The sequence below is a fragment of the Dactylosporangium sp. CA-152071 genome, assembly GCF_050936335.1.
In the GTDB taxonomy this organism is placed as follows: Bacteria; Actinomycetota; Actinomycetes; order Mycobacteriales; family Micromonosporaceae; genus Dactylosporangium; species Dactylosporangium maewongense.
The window spans coordinates 1-20,731 of sequence record NZ_JBNJMZ010000001.1; the positions used below are offsets into that span (position 1 = coordinate 1).

2 protein-coding genes (1 of these 2 cut by a window edge) are annotated in these 20,731 nt (G+C 73.5%); both read right to left on the bottom strand.

Features of this window, described 5'->3' with window-relative positions; translation table 11 throughout:
• On the bottom strand, positions 1-19,567 hold a 19,567-nt coding region (locus tag ACQEVZ_RS00005), incomplete at its 3' end, for a non-ribosomal peptide synthase/polyketide synthase (RefSeq protein WP_433359413.1).
• Positions 19,564-20,731: the final stretch of a non-ribosomal peptide synthase/polyketide synthase gene (locus tag ACQEVZ_RS00010; RefSeq protein ID WP_433359416.1), read on the bottom strand. Its footprint extends 20,603 nt past the window's final position; the window shows 1,168 of its 21,771 coding nt (coding positions 20,604-21,771); its start codon lies beyond the right edge, outside the window; its stop codon occupies positions 19,564-19,566. The genes ACQEVZ_RS00005 and ACQEVZ_RS00010, both read right to left, overlap by 4 nt.

Below are 20,731 nucleotides of genomic sequence, written 5' to 3' on the forward strand. Positions count from 1 at the left end.
GCACCTCCACCGGCACCACGTGCCCCTGGTTCGATGCCACCGCGGGGCGGCGCCGGTCGGCCGGCAGCACGAGCTCCTCCGGCAGATCCGTGAGCGCCTGCCGCCAGTACGCCACCTGCCGCGAGATCACGCTGCCCGGGTCGGACTCGTCGCCGAGCGACTCCCGCTGCCAGAGCGCGTAGTCGGCGTACTGCACCGGCAGCGGTGTCCAGGTCGGGTGCTGTCCGGCGGTGCGGGCCGCGTACGCCGCCGACACGTCCGCGGCGAGGGGCAGCGTCGACCAGCCGTCACCGGCGATGTGGTGCATGACGACGACGAGGGTCTGTGCGCCGGTGCCGTCGGCGAACAGCCAGGCCCGGATCGGCAGGTCGGCGGACAGGTCGAAGGTGGACCGCGCCGCGGCCGACACCGCCGCCGGCAGCTCCTCGGCGGGCAGTTCGACGGTCTCCAGCCGCCAGTCGAGCTCGTCGGCGGGGATGATCCGCTGGTACGGCTCCGCGCCGGCCGCCGGGAACACGGTGCGCAGCACCTCGTGCCGGCCGATCACGTCGCGGAACGCGGCGCCGAGTGCTTCGGCGTCGACGTCGCCGGACAGGCCGACGACCATCGGGATGTTGTGGGTCGCGCTGCGGCCTTCCAGCTGCCAGAGGAACCACAGCCGCTGCTGCGCGAACGACAGCGGCAGCCGCTCGGGCCGCTGCCACGGCACGAGCGCGGACCTGGCGGCACCGGCGCCCGGCAGCCGCCGGGCGAGCTTCGCCGGCGTCGGTGCCTGGAACAGTGCCCGCAGCGGCAGCTCCACCCCGAACACGGACCGGATGCGGCTGATGAGCCGGACCGCGAGCAGCGAGTGCCCGCCGAGGGCGAAGAAGTCGTCGTCGACGCCGACCGCGGCGAGGCCGAGGACCTCGGCGAAGGCGAGGCAGAGCAGCTCCTCCTGCGCGCCGGCGGGGCGGCGGCCGGTGCCGGCGCTGGTGGCGAAGTCGGGTGCGGGCAGGGCCTTGCGGTTGAGTTTCCGGTTCGCGGTCAGCGGCAGCGCGTCGAGGACGACGACGGCGGACGGCACCATGTACTCCGGCAGCCGGTCGCCGAGGAACGCGCGCAGCACCAGCGGCAGGTCGCCGCCGGGGCCGCCCGCGGTCTCCTCCCGCGCGACGACGTACGCGACGAGGCGCCGGTCGCCGGCGGTGTCCTCGCGCGCGACGACCGCGGCCTGGGCGACCCGCGGGTGGGCGGCGACGACGGCCTCGATCTCGCCGGGTTCGATCCGGAACCCGCGGATCTTGACCTGCTCGTCGACGCGGCCGGCGAACAGCAGCTCGCCGCGCTCCGACCAGCGCACGACGTCGCCGGTGCGGTAGAGCCGCTCGCCGCTGCCGAACGGGTCGGCGACGAACCGTTCGGCGGTCAGCCCGGCCTGCCCGGCGTAGCCGCGGGCCAGCTGGACGCCGGCCAGGTACAGCTCGCCGGTCACGCCGACGGGCACCGGGGCGAGCCGCCCGTTGAGCACGTAGACGCGGGTGTTCGCCAGCGGGGCGCCGATCGACCCTGCCGCGCCGTCGCCGACGGTCTTCGCGGTCGCCCAGATCGTGGCTTCGGTCGGGCCGTACACGTTGGTCACCGCCGCGGCCCGCTCGACCAGTGCGCCGGCGAGGGCGTCGGGCAGGGCTTCGCCGCCGACGAGGATCCGCACGCCGGTCCAGAGGTCCGGTCCGGTGTCGCTGTCGTCGATCAGCGCCTGCCACAGGCTCGGCGTGCCCTGCACGACCGTCGCCGCCGAGGACCGGACCAGGTCCCGTAGCAGCCGCGGGTCGCGGACCTGGTCGCGCCCGGCGAGGACGACCGTCGCGCCGTGGACGAGCGGCAGGAACAGCTCCAGGCCGGCGATGTCGAACCCGATCGTCGTCACCGCGACCAGCCGGTCCGCGGCCGTGACTGCGGCGCGGGCCTGCATCGCGGTGAGGAAGTTCGCGAGGTTGCCGTGGGTGACGGCGACGCCCTTCGGCGTGCCGGTCGAGCCGGATGTGTAGATGACGTAGGCGACCTGCTGCGGCAGGACCGTGACGGCCGGCGTCGTGCCGGGCTGTGCGTCGACGGCGGCGATCACGGCCGGGTCGTCGAGGCGCGCCACCGGGACGGCGCCGGCGGCCACGCCGGCCTCCGCCAGCACGGCCTCGCACGCCGCGTCGGTCAGGACGCGCACCGCTCCGGCGTGCGCGACCATGTACCCGACCCGTTCCGCCGGGAACTCGGGGTCGATCGGCAGGTAGGCGCCGCCGGCCTTCAGCACCGCGAGGAGTGCGACGACCATGTCGATGCCGCGGGCCGTGCAGACCGCGACGACGGACTCGGCGCCGACGCCACGGCCGGCCAGCCAGCGGGCCAGCCGGTCGGCGCGGCCGTCGAGCTCGGCGTAGGACACGGCGGCACCGTCGTGCGTCACCGCCACCGCGTCCGGTGTCCGCGCGACCTGCGCCGCGAACAGCTCCGGCAGGAGCCCGGCAGGGTTGTCCGCGGCGGCGTCGGTGGTGGTGGTGTCGTTCCACTGCCGCAGGACCCGGGTCAGCTCGGGCTCGCCGAGGACCGGCACGGCCGCGAGCGGTGCCGGCGTCCCGGCGTCCAGCCCGGTTTCGAGGGCGGCGACGAGCCCGGCGACGGCGGTGAGGAGCATGCCGGCGACGGCATGCGGGTCGATCGGCGCGACCGCGTCGACGACCAGCCCGAACGTCGCGCCGTTGTCGTCGAACGCGACCGACAGCGGGTAGTTCGTCCGCTCCCGCGACAGGATCTCCCGCACACCGGCCGGGGTTTCGTCGCCGGCACCGGCGGCGGCGTCGTCCTGCGGGCCGTCCTGCGGGAGGTCGAGGGTGTAGTGCCGGTAGTTGAGCAGGGTGGTGAACAGTGGGACGTCGGCCGCGACGCCACTCGCGCGCTGGGCGAGGGCCAGCGGGGTGTGTTCCCGTTCGAGCAGGCCGGCGAGCTGCCCGCGCATCGCGGCGACGGCGGCGACGACGTCGAGGTCGCCGGTGCGCATCCGGACGGGCAGGGTGTTGATGAACAGGCCGGGGATGCGGTCGGCTCCGGCGCCGGCGTTCATGCGGCCGAACAGGACGGTGCCGAAGACGACGTCGTCGCGGGCGGCGACGACGGAGAGGACCCGGGACCAGGCGACGTGCAGGACGGTCGCCGGGCTGGCGCCGAGCCGCCGGGCGACGGTGCGCAGCCGCTCGCCGAGGCCGGTGTCGAGGTCGGTGTGGACGGTGACGACGCCGGAGCCGTCGCCGCGCACGTCGGTGACGCCGAACGCGGCGGTCGGCTCATCGACGCCGTCGAGCAGGTCGCGGAAGTACTCCTCGTGGTCGCCGCCGACGAGGCTGGCCCGCGCCTGCGCGACGAAGGTGCGGAACGGCAGCGGCGTCGGCAGTTCGCCGGCCCGCCCGTCCATGATCGCCTTGACCTCGTTGTAGACGACCTCGACGGCGGTGTGGTCCTCCACCAGGTGGTGGATGCGGACCATCGCCAGCCACCCGCCGCCGGCGGCCGCGGCGTGCACGTCGATCAGCGGGGCCCGGCCGAGGTCCATCGACAGGCCGACGGCGGACAGCAGTTCCTCGGCGTCGGCGATCCCCTCGACCTCGGTCACGGGCAGGGTCGCGGACCGCCAGACGACCTGGACGGGTTCGCGCAGCCCGGCCCACACGACGGAGGTGCGGAAGATGTCGTGCCGGTCGACGACCTGCTGCAGCGCGGCGACGAACGTGTCGAGGGCGGCGCGGCCGGGCAGTTCGAACACGCGCGGCAGGGCGTAGACGTCGTCGCCGCCGTCCGCCAGGAGGTGGTGGAACAGGATCCCTTCCTGCAGCGGCGCGAGCGGGTAGATGTCGGCGACGTTGGCCGCGCCGCCGTCGACGGTACCGACGACCGCCTGCACCTCGTCGCCGGTGAGCTCGACGAGCGGCAGCATGTCCGGGGTGATGCTCTGCGCGCCGGCGGGGATCCGGTTCGCCGGGACCTCCCGCGCCGCCGCGCCGGTGCCCGCGGCCGCGAGCCCGGCCGGGGTCGGCGTGTCGAACAGCGCCCGCACCGACACGGACACGCCGGCGGCCCGGAGCCACTCGACGAGCCGGACGGCGAGGAGCGAGTGGCCGCCGAGGGCGAAGAAGTCGTCGTCGACGCCGACGCTGCCGACGCCGAGGATCTCGGCGAACGCCTGGCAGATGACCTCTTCGCGGGCGTTCGCCGGTCCACGGCCGGACCCGGTCCTGAAGTCCGGTGCGGGCAGCGCCTTGCGGTCGAGCTTGCCGTTGACGGTGAGCGGCAGCGTCTCGAGGGTGACGAACGCGGACGGCACCATGTACTCCGGCAGCCTCGCGGCGGCGAACTCCCGCAGGCCGTCGGTCGTGCCGACGACGTAGGCGACGAGGCGCTTGTCCTCCGTGGCGACCACCGCCACCTGCTGCACCCGCTGCGCGAGGACCGACTCGATCTCGCCCAGCTCGATGCGGAACCCGCGGATCTTCACCTGCGCGTCCGCCCGGCCGAGATACACGAGGTCGCCGTCGCCGGTCCAGCGGACGACGTCACCGGTGCGGTACAGGCGGCCGCCAGCACCGAACGGGTCGGCGACGAACCTGCCGGCGGTCAAGCCGGCCCGGCCGAGGTAGCCGCGGGCCAGTTGCTCACCGGCGACGTACAGCTCGCCGGCCACCCCGGCGGGGACCGGTGCGAGCCGGTCGTCGAGGACGTAGGTGCGCAGCCCGGCCAGGCCGCGGCCGATGACGCTGTCCTTGGACCCGCCCGCGGTGAGCGGCCGGTAGGTGACGTGCACCGTCGTCTCGGTGATGCCGTACATGTTCACGAGCTGGACGCCGCGGCCCCACCAGCCGGCGAGGCGCGCCGGGTCCAGGGCCTCGCCACCGAACACGACCACGCGCAGATCGCTCGGCGCCGGGCTCAGCTGGTAGAACGCGGACGGGGTCTGGCTCAGCACCGTCACCCGCTCCCGGACCACCAGATCCCAGAACTCCACCGGGGACCGCGACACGTCCAGCGGCACGACCACGACCCGGCCGCCGTGCAGCAGCGCACCCCACAGCTCCCACACCGAGAAGTCGAACGAGAAGCTGTGGAACCACGTCCACACGTCATCCGCACCGAACAGCTCACGGGTCGCCGCAAACAGCGCCACCACGTTGCGGTGCGACACCACCACACCCTTCGGCGTGCCCGTCGACCCCGACGTGTAGATCACGTACGCCGCATGCCCCGGCAACACCCGGACATCGACGTCGCCACCGGCCGGGACCGGCCCGGCGACGTCCACCACCGGCACACCGAACGCCGTCTCCGGCCGGTCGGTCAGCACGCACCGCACACCCGCGTCCGCGACCATGAACGCCGCACGCTCCGCCGGCAACGCCGGGTCGATCGGCAGATACGCCCCACCCGCCTTCCACACCGCCAGAAGCGCCGCGATCAGGTCCACGCCCCGGGGCAGGCACACACCGACCACAGACTCCGGGCCCACACCCGCGGCCGTGAGGAGCCGGGCCAGACCGGCCGCCCGCGCGTCCAGCTCCGCATACGACACCTGGACGCCGTCGGACACCACCGCGACCGCGTCCGGCGTCCGCGCCACCTGCGCCGCGAACAACGCACCCAGCGACACCTCCGGCACATCCACCGGGGCGGTGTTCCAGTCGGTGAGGAGCCGGTCGACATCGGCCGGATCCAGCACCGGCACCGCGGCGAGAGGGCTCTGCGCGTCGTGCTCCAGGGCGGTCACCAGGCCGGCGACCGCGGTGAGGGTCATGCGGGCGACCGCGCTGGGGTCGATCGGCGCGACCGCGTCGACGACCACGCCGAACCCGTCGCCGTCGTCGTCGACGGACACCGTCACCGGGTAGTTGGTGCGTTCCTGCAGGAACACCTGGCGCATGCCGGTCGACCCGGCGTCGTCCTCGTGCTCGTGAGAGCGGTCGAGGTCGTTGTGCCGGTAGTTGAACAGCGAGTTGAACAGGGCGGTGTTCGCCGGCACGCCGCTGGCGCGCTGGGCGAGGGCGAGCGGGGTGTGCTCGTGTTCGAGGAGGCCGGCGAGCTGCCCGCGCATCGCGGTGACGGCGGCGGCGACGTCGAGGTCGCCGGTGCGGACCCGGACAGGCAGCGTGTTGATGAACAGGCCGACCCGGTCGGCGCCGGCGTCCATCCGGCCGAACAGCAGCGTCCCGAACACCACGTCGTCGCGGGTCGCGACGGCGGCCAGGACCCGCGACCAGGCGACGTGCAGGACGGTGGCGGGGCTGACGCCGAGCCGCCGGGCCGTGTCCCGCAGCCGGGCCGCCAGCGCCGGGTCCATGATCTGGCCGGCGCGCACCGACCCGGCGCCGTCGCCGCGGACGTCGGTGACCCCGAACGCGGCGGTCGGCTCGTCGACACCGGCGAGGAGGTCGCGGAAGTACGCCTCGTGGTCGCTGCGGGCGAGGCCGGCGCGGGCCCGGGCGACGAAGTCGCGGAACGGCAGCGGCGCGGACAGGTCGCCGGCGCGTCCGGCGAGGACCGCCCGGACCTCGTCGTAGACGACCTGCGCCGCCGTGTTGTCCTCGACGAGGTGGTGGATGCGGACCATCGCCAGCCACCGGCCGCCGTCGAGGGCGGCGGTGTGGACGTCGAGCAGCGGGGCACGGCGCAGGTCCATCGACAGCCCGGCGACCGACAGCAGCTCCTGGGCGTCGGTGACCCCGTCGACCTGGGTCACCGGCAAGGCCGCCGTCCGCCACACGACCTGCACCGGCTCGCGCAGGCCCTTCCACACGACGGAGGTGCGGAAGACGTCGTGCCGGTCGATCACCTGCTGCAGCGCGCCGACGAACGCGTCGAGGCTGCCACGGTCGGGCAGTACGAACGCGCGCGGCACGGCGTAGACGTCGTCGCCGCCGTCCGCCAGGAGGTGGTGGAAGAGCATGCCCTCCTGCAGCGGGGCGAGCGGGTAGATGTCGGCGACGTTCGCCGCGCCGCCGTCGACGGTGCCGACGACCGCCTGCACCTCGTCGCCGGTGAGCTCGACGAGCGGCAGCATGTCCGGGGTGATGACCTGCGCGCCGTCCGGAATCCGGTTGGGCGGCACGTCGACGGTCACCCGTCCGGCGACGGCGGCCAGCCGGGCCGGGGTCGGGGTGTCGAACAGGGCGCGGACCGGCACGGCCAGGCCGCGTGCCCGCAGCCACTCGACGAGCCGGACGGCGAGGAGCGAGTGGCCGCCGAGGGCGAAGAAGTCGTCGTCGACGCCGACGCTGCCGACGTCGAGGACGTCGGCGAAGGCGAGGCACAGCAGCTCTTCCAGCGCGTCGGCGGGGCCGCGCCCGCTGCCGGCGTTCGCGGCGAAGTCCGGCGCGGGCAGGGCCTTGCGGTCGAGCTTGCCGTTGACGGTCAGCGGCAGCGCGTCGAGGACGACGACCGCGGAGGGCACCATGTACTCGGGCAGTCGCGTGGCAGCGTGCTCCCGCAGACCGTCGGCGGCGCCGACGACGTACGCGACGAGGCGGTCGTCGCGAAGCACGACCGCGGCCTGCTCGACGTCAGGGTGCGCGGCGAGCACGGCCTGGATCTCCCCCAGCTCGATCCGGAACCCGCGGATCTTCACCTGGTCGTCGGCCCGGCCGAGGTAGACCAGGTCGCCGTCGGTGGACCAGCGGACCACGTCACCGGTCCGGTACAGCCGCTCGCCGTGACCGAGGGGGTCCGCCACGAACCGCTCGCCGGTCAGGCCGGGGCGGTTGACGTAGCCGCGGGCCAGCTGAACGCCGGCCAGGTACAGCTCACCGGCGACGCCGGCCGGCACCGGAGCGAGCCGGTCGTCCAGGACGTACACGCGGGTGTTGAACACCGGCCTGCCGATGGGCACGACCGGCGACGCGTCCGGCCGCACCTCGAACTCGGTGACGTCCACGGACGCCTCGGTCGGGCCGTACAGGTTGAACAGGCCGACGTCAGGAAGGACCTCGAAGAACCGGTCCCGGACCACGGTGCCGAGGGCTTCACCGGAGCAGACGACCCGCCGCAACCCGGTGCACGCGGCCGCTTCGGGAGCGGCGAGGAACGCCTCCAGCATCGACGGGACGAAGTGGACCGTGTCGACACCGGCGGTGCGGATCAGGTCGGCGATGTACGACGGGTCGCGGTGCCCGCCGGGCTTCGCGATCACCATCGTCGCGCCCTGGATCAGCGGCCAGAACAGCTCCCACACCGACACGTCGAACCCGAACGGCGTCTTGTGCAGCACCCGATCCCCCGGTTGGAGACCGAACCGTGCCTGCATCCACACCAGACGGTTCACGATGCCCTCGTGCGGCACCACGACGCCCTTGGGCAGTCCGGTGGAGCCGGACGTGTAGATGACGTACGCCGCGTGGCCCGGTAGCACCCGCACACCCGGATCCGTGTCCGGCCAACCCTCAGCGGACACGTCGGTCAATACACACACGGCACCCGCGTCCGCCGCCATGAACGCACTACGATCCACCGGCAGGTCAGGGTCGATCGGCAGATACGCACCACCGGCCTTCACCACCGCCAGCACCGCCACCACCATGTCCACACCGCGCGGAAGGCGCACCCCGACAACGGAGTCCGCTCGCACGCCCTCAGCGATCAGCCGATGCGCCAAACGGTTCGACCACGCATCGAGCTCCGCATACGACACCGACCGACCCCTGAACACGAGCGCCGGCATGGAGGGGGTCCGGCGTACCTGCGCCGCGAACAACCCAGGCAGCGTGCCCGGCGGCACGTCCGCGGCGGTGTCGTTCCAGTCCCGCAGCACCCGGTCGAGTTCGGCGGTGTCGAGGACGCCGATCTCGGACAGCGGCGTCGGGTCGCCGGCCTCCAGGGCCGTGACGAGGTGCCGGACCGCGGTGTGCAGCATGCTGACGACCGCGGTCGAGTCGATCGGGCCGACGGCGTTGACGGTCAGGCCGAGCTGGTTGCCGTCGTCGTCGACGGAGACGGTGATCGGGTAGTTGGTGCTCTCCCGGGAGTACGTCGCCTGGACGCCCGCGAACCCTTCGCCGCCGGCGCCTTCCGCCTCGGCGGGGCTGTTGTGCCGGTAGTTGAGCAGGGTCGTGAAGAGCGGCAGGTCGCCGGGGACCGCGCTGACCCGCTGCGCCAGGGCGAGCGGGGCGTGTTCGTGTTCGAGGAGCCGGGCCAGTTGCCCGCGCATCTCGTCGATCGCCTGCTGGACGCCGAGGCCACCGGTCCTGACCCGCACCGGCAGGGTGTTCATGAACAGACCTGGCACCCGGTCGGATCCGGCGCCGGCGTTCATGCGGCCGAACAGGACGGTGCCGAACACGACGTCGTCGCGCCCGGAGACGACCGACAGGACCCGGGACCAGGCCACGTGCAGGACGGTCGCGGGGCTGACGCCCGAGCGGCGGGCGGCGTCCCGCAGCCGGGCCGCCAGGGTCTCGTCGAGGACGGCACCGGCGCGGACCAGGCCGGAGCCGTCGCCGCGGACGTCGCTGACGCCGAACGCGGCCGTCGGCTCGTCGACGCCGTCGAGGAGGTCGCGGAAGAACACCTCGTGGCCACCGTCGGCAAGCCCCGCGCGGGCCTGTGCCACGAAGTTCCGGAACGGCAGCGGCGCCGGCAGGAGGTCGGCGCGGCCGGCGAGGACCGCCTGGATCTCGCCGGTCACGATGTCGAGGGCGGTGTGGTCCTGGACGAGGTGGTGGACGCGCAGGACGCCCTGCCACCGTCCGCCGGCCTGCCGCGTGACGTGCAGGTCGAGCAGTGGTGCCCGGCCGAGGTCCATGGTGAGGCCGACGGCGGGGAGCAGGTCGGCGCCGTCCGGGAGGTCGACCTCGGTCAGCCGCAGCGACGCGGTGCGCCACACGACCTGCACCGGCTCGGGCAGCCCGGCCCAGACGACGGAGGTGCGGAACACGTCATGCCGGTCGATCACGTGCTGCAGCGCCCCGGCGAACGCGTCGAGACGGTCCCGGTCGTCGAACTCGAGGACGAACGACGTGACGTACACGTCGTCGCCGCCCTCGGCGAGGCGGTGGTGGAACAGGATGCCTTCCTGCAGCGGGGCGAGCGGGTAGATGTCGGCGACGTTCGCCGCGCCGCCGTCGACAGTACCGACGACGGTGTCGATCTGCGCGTCGGTGAGGTCGACGAGCGGCAGCATGTCCGGGGCGATGCTCTGCGCGCCGGCGGGGATCAGGTTCTCCGGGACCACGACGGCCTCGGCACCGGCGGCCGCGGCGGCGAGCCCGGCCGGGGTCGGGGTGAGGAACAGCGCCTTCACCGGCACGGAGACGCCTTGGACGCGGAGCCGTTCGACGAGCCGGACGGCGAGCAGGGAGTGGCCGCCGAGGGTGAAGAAGTCGTCGTCGACCCCGACACCTCGGACGCCGAGGACCTCGGCGAACGCCTGGCAGAGCAGTTCCTCGCGGGCATTGGCGGGGCCGCGCCCGGTCCCGGCCGCGAACTCCGGCGCCGGCAGCGCCTTGCGGTCCAGCTTGCCGTTGCGGGTGACCGGCAGCGCGTCCAGGACGACGACGGCCGCCGGCACCATGTACTCCGGCAGCTGGGACGCGGCGAACTCCCGCAGCCCGTCGGCGCCGCCAACAACGTAGGCGACGAGCCGCTGGTCGGCGGTCGCGACGACGGCGACCTGGTCGACCTGCGGATGGGTGGCGAGGACCGCCTGGATCTCGCCGGGCTCGATCCGGAACCCGCGGACCTTGACCTGGTCGTCGGCGCGTCCCAGGTAGACGACGTTGCCGTCGGCGGACCAGCGGACCACGTCACCGGTGCGGTACAGCCGCTCCCCGCTGCCGTACGGGTCGGCGACGAACCGCTCGCCCGTCAGACCAGGCCGACCCGCGTAGCCGCGGGCGATCTGAACACCCGCCAGATACAGCTCACCGGCGACACCCACCGGCACCGGAGCCAGGCGGTCGTCCAGGACATAGACGCGCGTGTTGAACACCGGCCTACCGATCGGCACCACCGGCGACGCGTCCGCGAGGACCTCGAACTCGGTGACGTCCACCGACGCCTCAGTCGGACCGTACAGGTTGAACAGGCCGACGCCCGGCAGCACCTCGAAGAACCGGTCCCGGACCACGGTGCCCAAAGCCTCACCGGAGCAGACGACCCGCCGCAGCCCGGTGCACTCCGCCGACTCCGGATCGGCCAGGAACGCCTCCAGCATCGACGGGACGAAGTGGACGGTGTCGACGCGGTCATCGCAGATCAGCGCCGCGATGTAGGACGGGTCCCGGTGACCGCCCGGCTTCGCGATCACCATCGTCGCGCCCTGGATCAACGGCCAGAACAACTCCCACACCGACACGTCGAACCCGAACGGCGTCTTGTGCAACACCCGGTCGCCCGCTGCCAGCCCGAACCGGGACTGCATCCAGACCAGGCGGTTGACGATGCCCTCGTGCGGCACGACGACGCCCTTGGGCAGACCTGTGGACCCGGACGTGTAGATGACGTACGCGGCCTGAGCGGGCAGCACCTCGACACCCGGATCGGTGTCGGCGTACCCTTCCGCGTCGACGCCGGTCAGCACACAGACGGCGTTCTCGCTCATGTACGCGACCCGCTCGGCCGGCAGATCCGGATCGATCGGCAGGTACGCCCCACCGGCCTTCACCACCGCCAGCAACGCCACCACCAGGTCCACCCCACGCGGCAGGCACACACCCACCACCGAGTCGGCGCGCACACCCTCGGCGATCAGCCGATGCGCCAGACGGTTCGCGCGGCGGTCCAGCTCCGCGTACGACACCGACGAACCCTCGAACACCAACGCCAGCGCGTCCGGGGTCCGACGCACCTGCGCCGCGAACAGTCCGGGCAGCGTCCCCGGGGCGACCTCCACCGCGGTGTCGTTCCACGCCCGCAGGACCAGGTCCAGCTCCGCCGGGTCCAGCACGCTCACCGCCGACACCGGCGCGGACGGGTCCGCCAGCAGCGCCTCCAGGACCAGGGTCCACCGCTCGCCCACCGTCGCGACGGTTTCGGCGTCGAACAGGTCCGCCGATCCGGTCAGCACGCCGTGCAGCCCCGCCGGGCGGCCGTCACCGTCGAACGATTCGGTGATGCTCCACTCGAGGTCGAACTTCGCCGGCGCCTCTCCGGTGATCGAGCCGCCGTCCGTGTCCACGTCGGCGCCGGGCAGGTCCAGGGTGGCGCCGGCCGTGTTCTGAACGGTCAGCATCACCTGGAAGAGCGGGTTGCGGGCAAGCGAGCGGGTGGGGGCGAGCTCCTCCACGAGCAACTCGAACGGCACGTCCTGGTGCTCGAACCCGGCCAGGGTCGTCTCCCGCACCCGGCTCAGCAGCTCCGCGAACGTCGGGTCCCCGGACAGGTCGGTCCGCACGACAAGCGTGTTGACGAAGAACCCGACGAGGTCGTCGAGGGCCTGGTCGGTACGCCCAGCGACGGCGGCACCGATCGGGATGTCCGTGCCGGCACCCAGCTTCGACAGCAGCACCCCGAGACCGGCCTGCAGCAGCATGAAGACGGTGACACCCTCGGCGCGCGCCACGGCGAGCAGCCGCGCGTGCGTGGCCGCGTCGAGCCGCACCGGGACGGTGTGCCCGCGGCGGCCCGCGACCGCCGGACGGCGCCGGTCGGTGGGCAGCTCCAGCTCCTCCGGCACGCCGGCCAGGGCGCCCCGCCAGTAGGCGACCTGCCGGGCGATGACGCTGTCCCGGTCGGCCTCGTCGCCGAGCAGGTCACGCTGCCAGAGGGCGTAGTCGGCGTACTGCACCGGCAGCGGCCGCCACGCCGGGGCGTGGCCCGCGAGCCGGGCCTGGTAGGCCGTGGACACGTCCGCCGCGAGGGGGCCCGTCGACCAGCCGTCGCTGGCGATGTGGTGCACGACCACGACAAGGGTCTTCCGGCCGTCGCAGGTGAACAGCCACGCGCGGATCGGCGCCTCGGCGGCGAGGTCGAACGGGTGCTCGGCGGCCGCGTCGACCGCCGCGTCGAGGTCCGTCACGTCGGCGAGGTCGAGGCGCCAGTCGAGCGCATCGAGGGGGATCACGTGCTGATGCGGCTGCCCGTCGACGGTCGGGAAGACCGTGCGCAGCACCTCGTGCCGGCCGATGACGTCGCGCAGCGCGGCGCCGAGCGCGGTCTCGTCGACGTCGCCGGACAGGCCGAGGACCATCGGGATGTTGTACGTGGCGCTCGGCCCCTCCAACTGGCCGATGAACCACAGGCGCTGCTGTGCGTAGGAGAGCGGCAACAGTCCGGGCCGTTCCTGCGGCACCAGCGCGGGCCTCGCCGTCCCCGCGTCGGACCCGAGGCGGGCCGCGAGGCCTGCCGCGGTCGGTGCCTCGAACAGGGCGCGCAGCGACAGTTCGACCCCGAACACGGCCCGCACCCGGCTCATCAACCGCACCGCGAGCAGCGAGTGCCCGCCGAGAGTGAAGAAGTCGTCATCGACGCCGACGTGGTCAAGCTCCAGGACCTCGGCGAACGCCAGGCACAGCAGCTCTTCCCGCACGTTCGCCGGGCCACGACCCGCCCCCGCCGCCGAGGCGAAATCCGGTGCCGGCAGCGCCCGCCGGTCCAGCTTGCCGTTCGCCGTCAGCGGCAGGCTCGCCATGCTCACGAACGCGGACGGCACCATGTAGTCCGGCAGCCGGTCCGCCACGTACTCCCGCAGCCCGTCAACCTCGCCCACGACGTAGGCGACGAGCCGCTTCTCCCCTGCCGTGTCCTGCCGTGCGATCACCGCTACCTGGGCGACCTGCCGGTGCCCGGCAAGGACGGCTTCGATCTCGCCCGGCTCGACCCGGAACCCGCGGATCTTCACCTGCTCGTCAGCGCGTCCGACGAACGCGAGCACACCCTCACCGGTCCACGACACGACATCGCCGGTGCGGTACATGCGAGCACCACCGGCGCGGTCGAACGGGTCGGCGACGAACCGCTCACCCGACAGCCCCGGCTGCCCGACGTAGCCACGGGCCAGCCCCGCGCCGGCGACGTACAGCTCACCGGCGACACCGACCGGCACCGGCTGGAGACGCTCGTCCAGGACGTAGGCATGGGTACCGGAGATCGGCGCGCCGATCGGGACACCGGCCGCGTCCTGCTGCCGGACCGCGTGCACGGCGGAGAACGTGGTGTTCTCGGTGGGTCCGTAACCGTTCGACAGCCGGAGGCTCGGGTTCGCCGCAAGCACCGTCTGGCAGGTTGCCGGCGACAGGACGTCACCACCGGCGAGAAGGTGCCGGACCGGAGCGAGGACCGACACGTCCGCGGCGACCACCTGGTCGAACCAGCCGGCGGTCATCCACAACGTCCCCACCTCATGCTCGGCCAGGAACCCGCCCAGCTCCGCCGTGGACATCGCGCCGGACGGCGCAACCGCGAGGGTCGCGCCGTTGAGCAGCGCACCCCAGATCTCGAACGTCGCCGCGTCGAACGACGCCGACGCCAGATGCCCCACGACATCCCCGACACCCACCTCGAAGAAGCTGGCGTCCCGAACGAGCCTCACGACGGCCCGGTGCGGCACGGCAACGCCCTTCGGGGTGCCCGTCGAACCCGACGTGTACATCACGTACGCGGCATTGCCGCCACTCACTGCCGGCAGCTCCGCCACAGCGTTCGCCACCGCCGACACCACCCGACGCTCGTCCAGGGCGATCGACCGGAACCGGCCCGACGGCAGCTCGTCGAGCACATCCTCCAAACCGAGCAGCACCGCGGCCCGGGCGTCGGCCAGCATGAACCGGATCCGCTCCACCGGCAGCTCAGGATCAACAGGTAGGTACGCACCGCCGGCCTTCACGACCGCCAGGAGCGCCACGATCAGGTCCGCGCCGCGGGGTAGGCAGACCCCGACCACCGACTCGGCACCGACGCCCGCACCGCGCAGGTATGCGGCCAGACGGTTCGACCGCTCATTCAGCTCGGCGTAGGACAGTGCCACATCACCGGCCAGCGCCACCGCGTCCGGGGAGGCCGTAGCCTGGGCCGCGAACAGCTCAGCCAGCGACACGTCCGGAGTGCGGACCGTCAGATCGTTCCACCCGTACACCACCTGCTCACGCTCGACGGAGTCCAGGAGGTCCACAGTGGACACGGCCGCGGACGGGTCCGACAGGACGGCCTCGAGCACCCGGACCCACCAGCGGGCGATCGACGCGACCGTCCCCGCCTCGAACAGGTCGGCGGAGCCGGTCAGCATGCCCCACATACCGGCGGCGGCGCCGTCGGTGTCGAACGTCTCGACCACGTTCCAGTCGAGGTCGAACTTCGCGACGGTCATCTCGGCAGCGGCCGCCGAGTCGCCGGCGTGGACGCCGGGCAGGTCGAGGGCCGCTTCGGTGTTGTTCTGGACGGTCAGCATCACCTGGAAGAGCGGGTGCCGGGCGAGCGACCGGACCGGCGACAGCTCCTCCACCAGCCGCTCGAACGGCACGTCCTGGTGCTCGAACCCGGCCAGCGACGCCTCCCGCACCCGGCCCAGCAACTCCGCGAACGTCGGATCCCCGGACACGTCCGTCCGCATGACGAGCGTGTTCACGAAGTAGCCCACGAGATCGTCCAGAGCCTGGTCGGTCCGGCCGGCAACCGCGGCACCGATCGGGACGTCCGTCCCCACGCCGAGCTTCGACAGCAGCACCCCGAGCCCGGCCTGCAGCAGCATGAAGACGGTGACGCCCTGGGCGCGGGCGAGGTCGAGGAGCCGGGCGTGCAGGTCGGCCGGCAGGTGGACGGGCACGACGTGCCCGCGGTGGGTGGCGACGGCGGGGCGGCGCCGGTCGGCGGGGAGGGTCAGCTCCTCGGGCAGGTCGGCGAGGGCCTGCCGCCAGTACGTCACCTGCCGCGAGATGACGCTGTGCGGGTCGTCCTCGGACCCGAGGAACTCGCGCTGCCAGAGGGCGTAGTCGGCGTACTGCACCGGCAGCGGATCCCACGCGGGGGCCCGCCCGGCGAGGCGGGCCTGGTAGGCCGTCGACAGGTCGGCGGCGAGGGGCCCCATCGACCAGCCGTCGCCGGCGATGTGGTGCATGACGACGACGAGGGTCCGCTCGCCGGTGCCGTCGGCGAACAGCCACGCGCGGATCGGGACGTCCGCGGCGAGGTCGAACGCGTGCTGTGCGGCCGCTTCGACGGTCGCCGCGAGGTCGGCGGGCGGCACGTCGGCGAGCTGGAGCTGCCAGTCGAGGTCCGCCAGCGGGATCACCCGCTGATAGGGGCGCCCGTCGACGGCCGGGAAGACAGTGCGGAGCACTTCGTGCCGGCCGAGGACGTCGCGGAGCGCGGCGCCGAGCGCGGCCGCGTCGACGTCGCCGGAGAGCGCGAGGACCATCGGGACGTTGTGGGTGGCGCTGGGGCCTTCGAGCTGCCGGAGGAACCAGAGCCGCTGCTGGGCGAATGACAGCGGGACGCGTTCGGGCCGCTCCCACGGCACGAGGGCCGACCGGGCCGCTCCGGCGCCGGACAGCCGCTCGGCGAGCCCGGCGGGGGTCGGGACCTCGAACAGGGTGCGGATGGACAGGTCGATGTCGAGGGCGGCGCGGACGCGGCTGATCAGGCGGACGGCGAGGAGCGAGTGGCCGCCGAGTGCGAAGAAGTCGTCGTCGACCCCGACGGCGTCGACGTCGAGGACCTCGGCGAACGCCTGGCAGAGTGCTTCTTCGCGGGCGTTGGCCGGGGCGCGCCGTGAGCCGGTGGCAGTGACGTCGGGGGCGGGCAGGGCCTTGCGGTCGAGCTTGCCGTTGACGGTCAGCGGCAGCGCGTCGAGGACGACGAACGCGGACGGCACCATGTACTCCGGCAGTCGCGTCGCCGCGAACTCCCGCAACTGCCCGGCCGACCCGACGACGTAGGCGACGAGCTGCTGGCCGTCGCGGACCGTCACCGCGACCCGGTCGACGTCCGGGTGGGCGGCGAGGACCGCCTCGATCTCGCCGGGTTCGATCCGGAACCCGCGGATCTTCACCTGCTCGTCCGCGCGACCGACGTAGACGAGGTTCCCGTCCACGGTCCACCGCACGACGTCACCGGTCCGGTACAGCCGTCCGGCGCCGAACGGGTTCGCGACGAACCGCTCCGCCGTCAGCCCGGCACGGCCGGCGTATCCGCGCGCCAGACCGGCACCCGCCACGTACAGCTCGCCGGCGACGCCAGGCGGGACGGGCTGGAGGTGACCGTCGAGCACGTAGGCCTGGGCGTTGAGGATCGGCCCGCCGATGGTCGGCACGTCACCGGCGGCGAGCGGCCCGGACATCGACGCGCACACCGTCGTCTCGGTCGGGCCGTACGCGTTCACGAACCGCCGGCCCGGCGCCCACCGGGCGACCAGGTCGGCACTGAGCGCCTCACCCGCGGACACGACCGTCGACACCGACGCCAGGTCGGCCGGGTCGAGGACGGCGAGGACAGCCGGCGGCAGCGTCACGTGCGACACCGCGAAGCGGTCGATCGCCTCGGTGAGACCCGCTCCCGGCAGCAGCTCGTCCGCCGGCGCGACGACCAGCGCGGCGCCCGAGCACAACGACACGAACATCTCGGCGGTCGCCGCGTCGAACCCGACCGACGCGAACTGGAGCACCCGGCTGCCCTGGGTGAGCGCGAACCGCTCGGCCTGCGCCGCGACCAGGCTGGCCAGGCCCGCGTGGGTGACGACGACGCCCTTCGGCGTCCCCGTCGACCCCGACGTGTAGATGACGTAGGCCGCGTTCCCAGGGACCGACCGGACGGCGACGGGTTCGCCGGGCAGGCGGGCGACCGACGCGGCGACCCGGGTGTCGTCGAGGGCGATCGACCGGACCCGGCCGGCGGGCAGCTCGTCGAGGATGTCCTCCTCGCCGAGGACGACGGCGGCGCGGGCGTCGGCGAGCATGAACCGGATGCGTTCGGCCGGCAGCCCGGGGTCGATCGGCAGGTACGCGCCGCCGGCCTTCGACACGGCGAGCAGCGCGACGATCAGGTCCGCGCCGCGGGGCAGGCACACGCCGACCACGGACTCGGTGCCGATGCCGAGGCCGGTCAGGTAGCGGGCGAGCCGGTTCGCGCGGGCGTCCACGTCCGCGAACGACAGCTGCCCGCCGTCGACGATGACCGCAGGCGCGTCCGGGGTCCGCTCGACCTGCGCGGCGAACAGCTCCGGGAGCGTCGCCGCCGCGACGCCGGCCGCCGTGTCGTTCCACCCGCCGAGGACCCGGTCGCGTTCGCCGGCGTCCCACACGTCGACCGCCGACACCCGCGCCGACGGGTCGGTGAGGACCGCCTCGAGGACCCGCAGCCACCGCTGGCCGATCGCGGCGACCGTCGCGCCGTCGAACAGGTCGGCCGAGCCGGTCAGCACGCCGTGCAGCCCGGCCGGGGCGCCGTCGGCGTCGACCGTCTCGCCGATGTTCAGGTCGAGGTCGAAGCGGGCGGCCGACACCGACTCGGCGGCCGCCGCGTGCCCGCCGACGGCGAGGCCGGGTAGGTCGAGGACGGCGCCGGCGTTGTTCTGGACCGTCAGCATGACCTGGAACAGCGGGTGGCGGGACGGTACACGGGCCGGCGCCAGCTCCTCGACGAGCCGGTCGAACGGCACGTCCTGGTGCTCGAACCCGGCCAGGGACGTCTCCCGCACCCGGGCCAGCACGTCGGCGAACGTCGGGTCGCCGGACAGGTCGGTCCGCATCACCAGGCTGTTGACGAAGAAGCCGACGAGATCGTCGAGCGCCTGGTCGGTCCGGCCGGCGGTGGCGGCGCCCATCGGGATGTCGGTGCCCGCGCCGAGCTTCGACAGCACGATCGCCAGGGACGCCTGCACGACCATGAACATGGTGACGCCGTGCTCGGCGACGACGTCCCGTAGGCGCGCGTGCAGGTCCGCGGGCACCTGGCACTCGACCTCGTGCCCGCGGTGGGTCGGCACGGCGGGGCGCGGCCGGTCCGCCGGCAGGCCGAGCTCGGCGGGCAGGCCGGCGAGCGCCTGCCGCCAGTAGGCGATCTGCCGCGTGATGAGGCTGTCCGGGTCGGACTCGTCGCCGAGGAGCTCGCGCTGCCACAGGGTGTAGTCGGCGTACTGGACGGGCAGCGGCTCCCAGTCGGGTGCCTGGCCGGCGCGCCGGGCCGTGTAGGCGGTGGAGAGGTCGCGGGCGAGCGGTCCGGTCGACCAGGCGTCGCACGCGATGTGGTGCACGACGACGACGAGGACGTGGTCGTGCCGGCCGGCGGAGATGAGCCGGGCCCGGATCGGCAGCTCCGTCGTGAGGTCGAACGCGCATTCGGCGGCCGCGTCGACGGCGGGCTGCAGGTCCGCCGGGGCGACCTCGGCGACGTCCAGGGCCCAGCCGGTGTCCTCGACGGGGAGGATCCGCTGGTACGGCTGCCCGTCGACGGCGGGCAGCACCGTGCGCAGCACCTCGTGCCGGTCGAGGACGTCGCGCAGTGCCGCGTCGAGGGCGGCGCGGTCGACGTCGCCGGAGAGCCGCAGGACGACCGGGACGGTGTAGAGCGAACTCGGGCCTTCCAGCTGTTCCATGAACCACAGACGCTGCTGCGCGTACGACAACGGGATCATGAGAACTCCTTCGAGTTGCGCATCGGCCGCAGTGCCGGCCGGGTCGACTTGCGGTCGTCCATGTGTGCGGCCAGACCGGCGACGGTCGGGGTTTCGAACAGCGTCCGGATCGACAGGTCGGCGTCGAGGGCGGCGCGGACCCGGCTGATCAGGCGGACGGCGAGCAGGGAGTGCCCGCCGAGGGCGAAGAAGTCGTCGTCGACGCCGACCTCGTCGAGGCCGAGGACCTCGGCGAACGCCTGGCAGAGCGCTTCCTCGCGGGCGTTGGAGGGGCCGCGGCGCGGCCCGGCGGTGACGTCCGGAGCGGGCAGCGCGGCCCGGTCGAGCTTGCCGTTGACGGTCAGCGGCAGGGCGTCCAGGCCGACGACGTGGGCGGGGACCATGTATGCGGGGAGGCGTTCCGCGACGAACGCGCGCAGTTCGGCGGAGTCGGCGGCGCCGACGACGTAGGCGACGAGCTGCTGCCCGTCGCGGACCGTCACCGCGACCCGGTCGACGTCCGGGTGGACGGCAAGGACCGCCTCGATCTCGCCGGGCTCGACCCGGAACCCGCGGATCTTCACCTGCTCGTCCGCGCGACCGACGTAGACGAGGTTCCCGTCCACGGTCCACCGCACCACGTCACCCGTGCGGTACAGCCGTCCGGACCCGAATGGGTTCGCCACGAACCGCTCCGCCGTCAGCCCGGCACGGCCCGCGTACCCACGCGCCAGACCCGCACCCGCCACGTACAGCTCGCCCGCGACCCCCGGCGGCACCGGCTGAAGGCGGTCGTCGAGGACATAGGCCTGAGCGTTGAGGATCGGCCCACCGATCGACGGCACCGCATCCGCCGTCAACGGCTGCGACATGGCGGCACAGACCGTCGTCTCCGTCGGACCGTACGCGTTCACCAGCCTGCGCCCCGGCGCCCACCGGGCGACCAGATCGGCGCTCAGCGCCTCACCCGCGGACACGACCGTCGACACCGACACCAGATCTGCCGGATCGAGCACGGCGAGAACCGCCGGCGGCAGCGTCGCGTGCGACACCTCGAACCGGCCGATCAGCTCCACCAGACCGGCACCCGGCAGCAGCTCCTCGGCCGGTGCGACCACCAGCGCGGCACCCGAACACAGCGACACGAAGATCTCCGCCGTCGCCGCGTCGAACCCGGCCGACGCG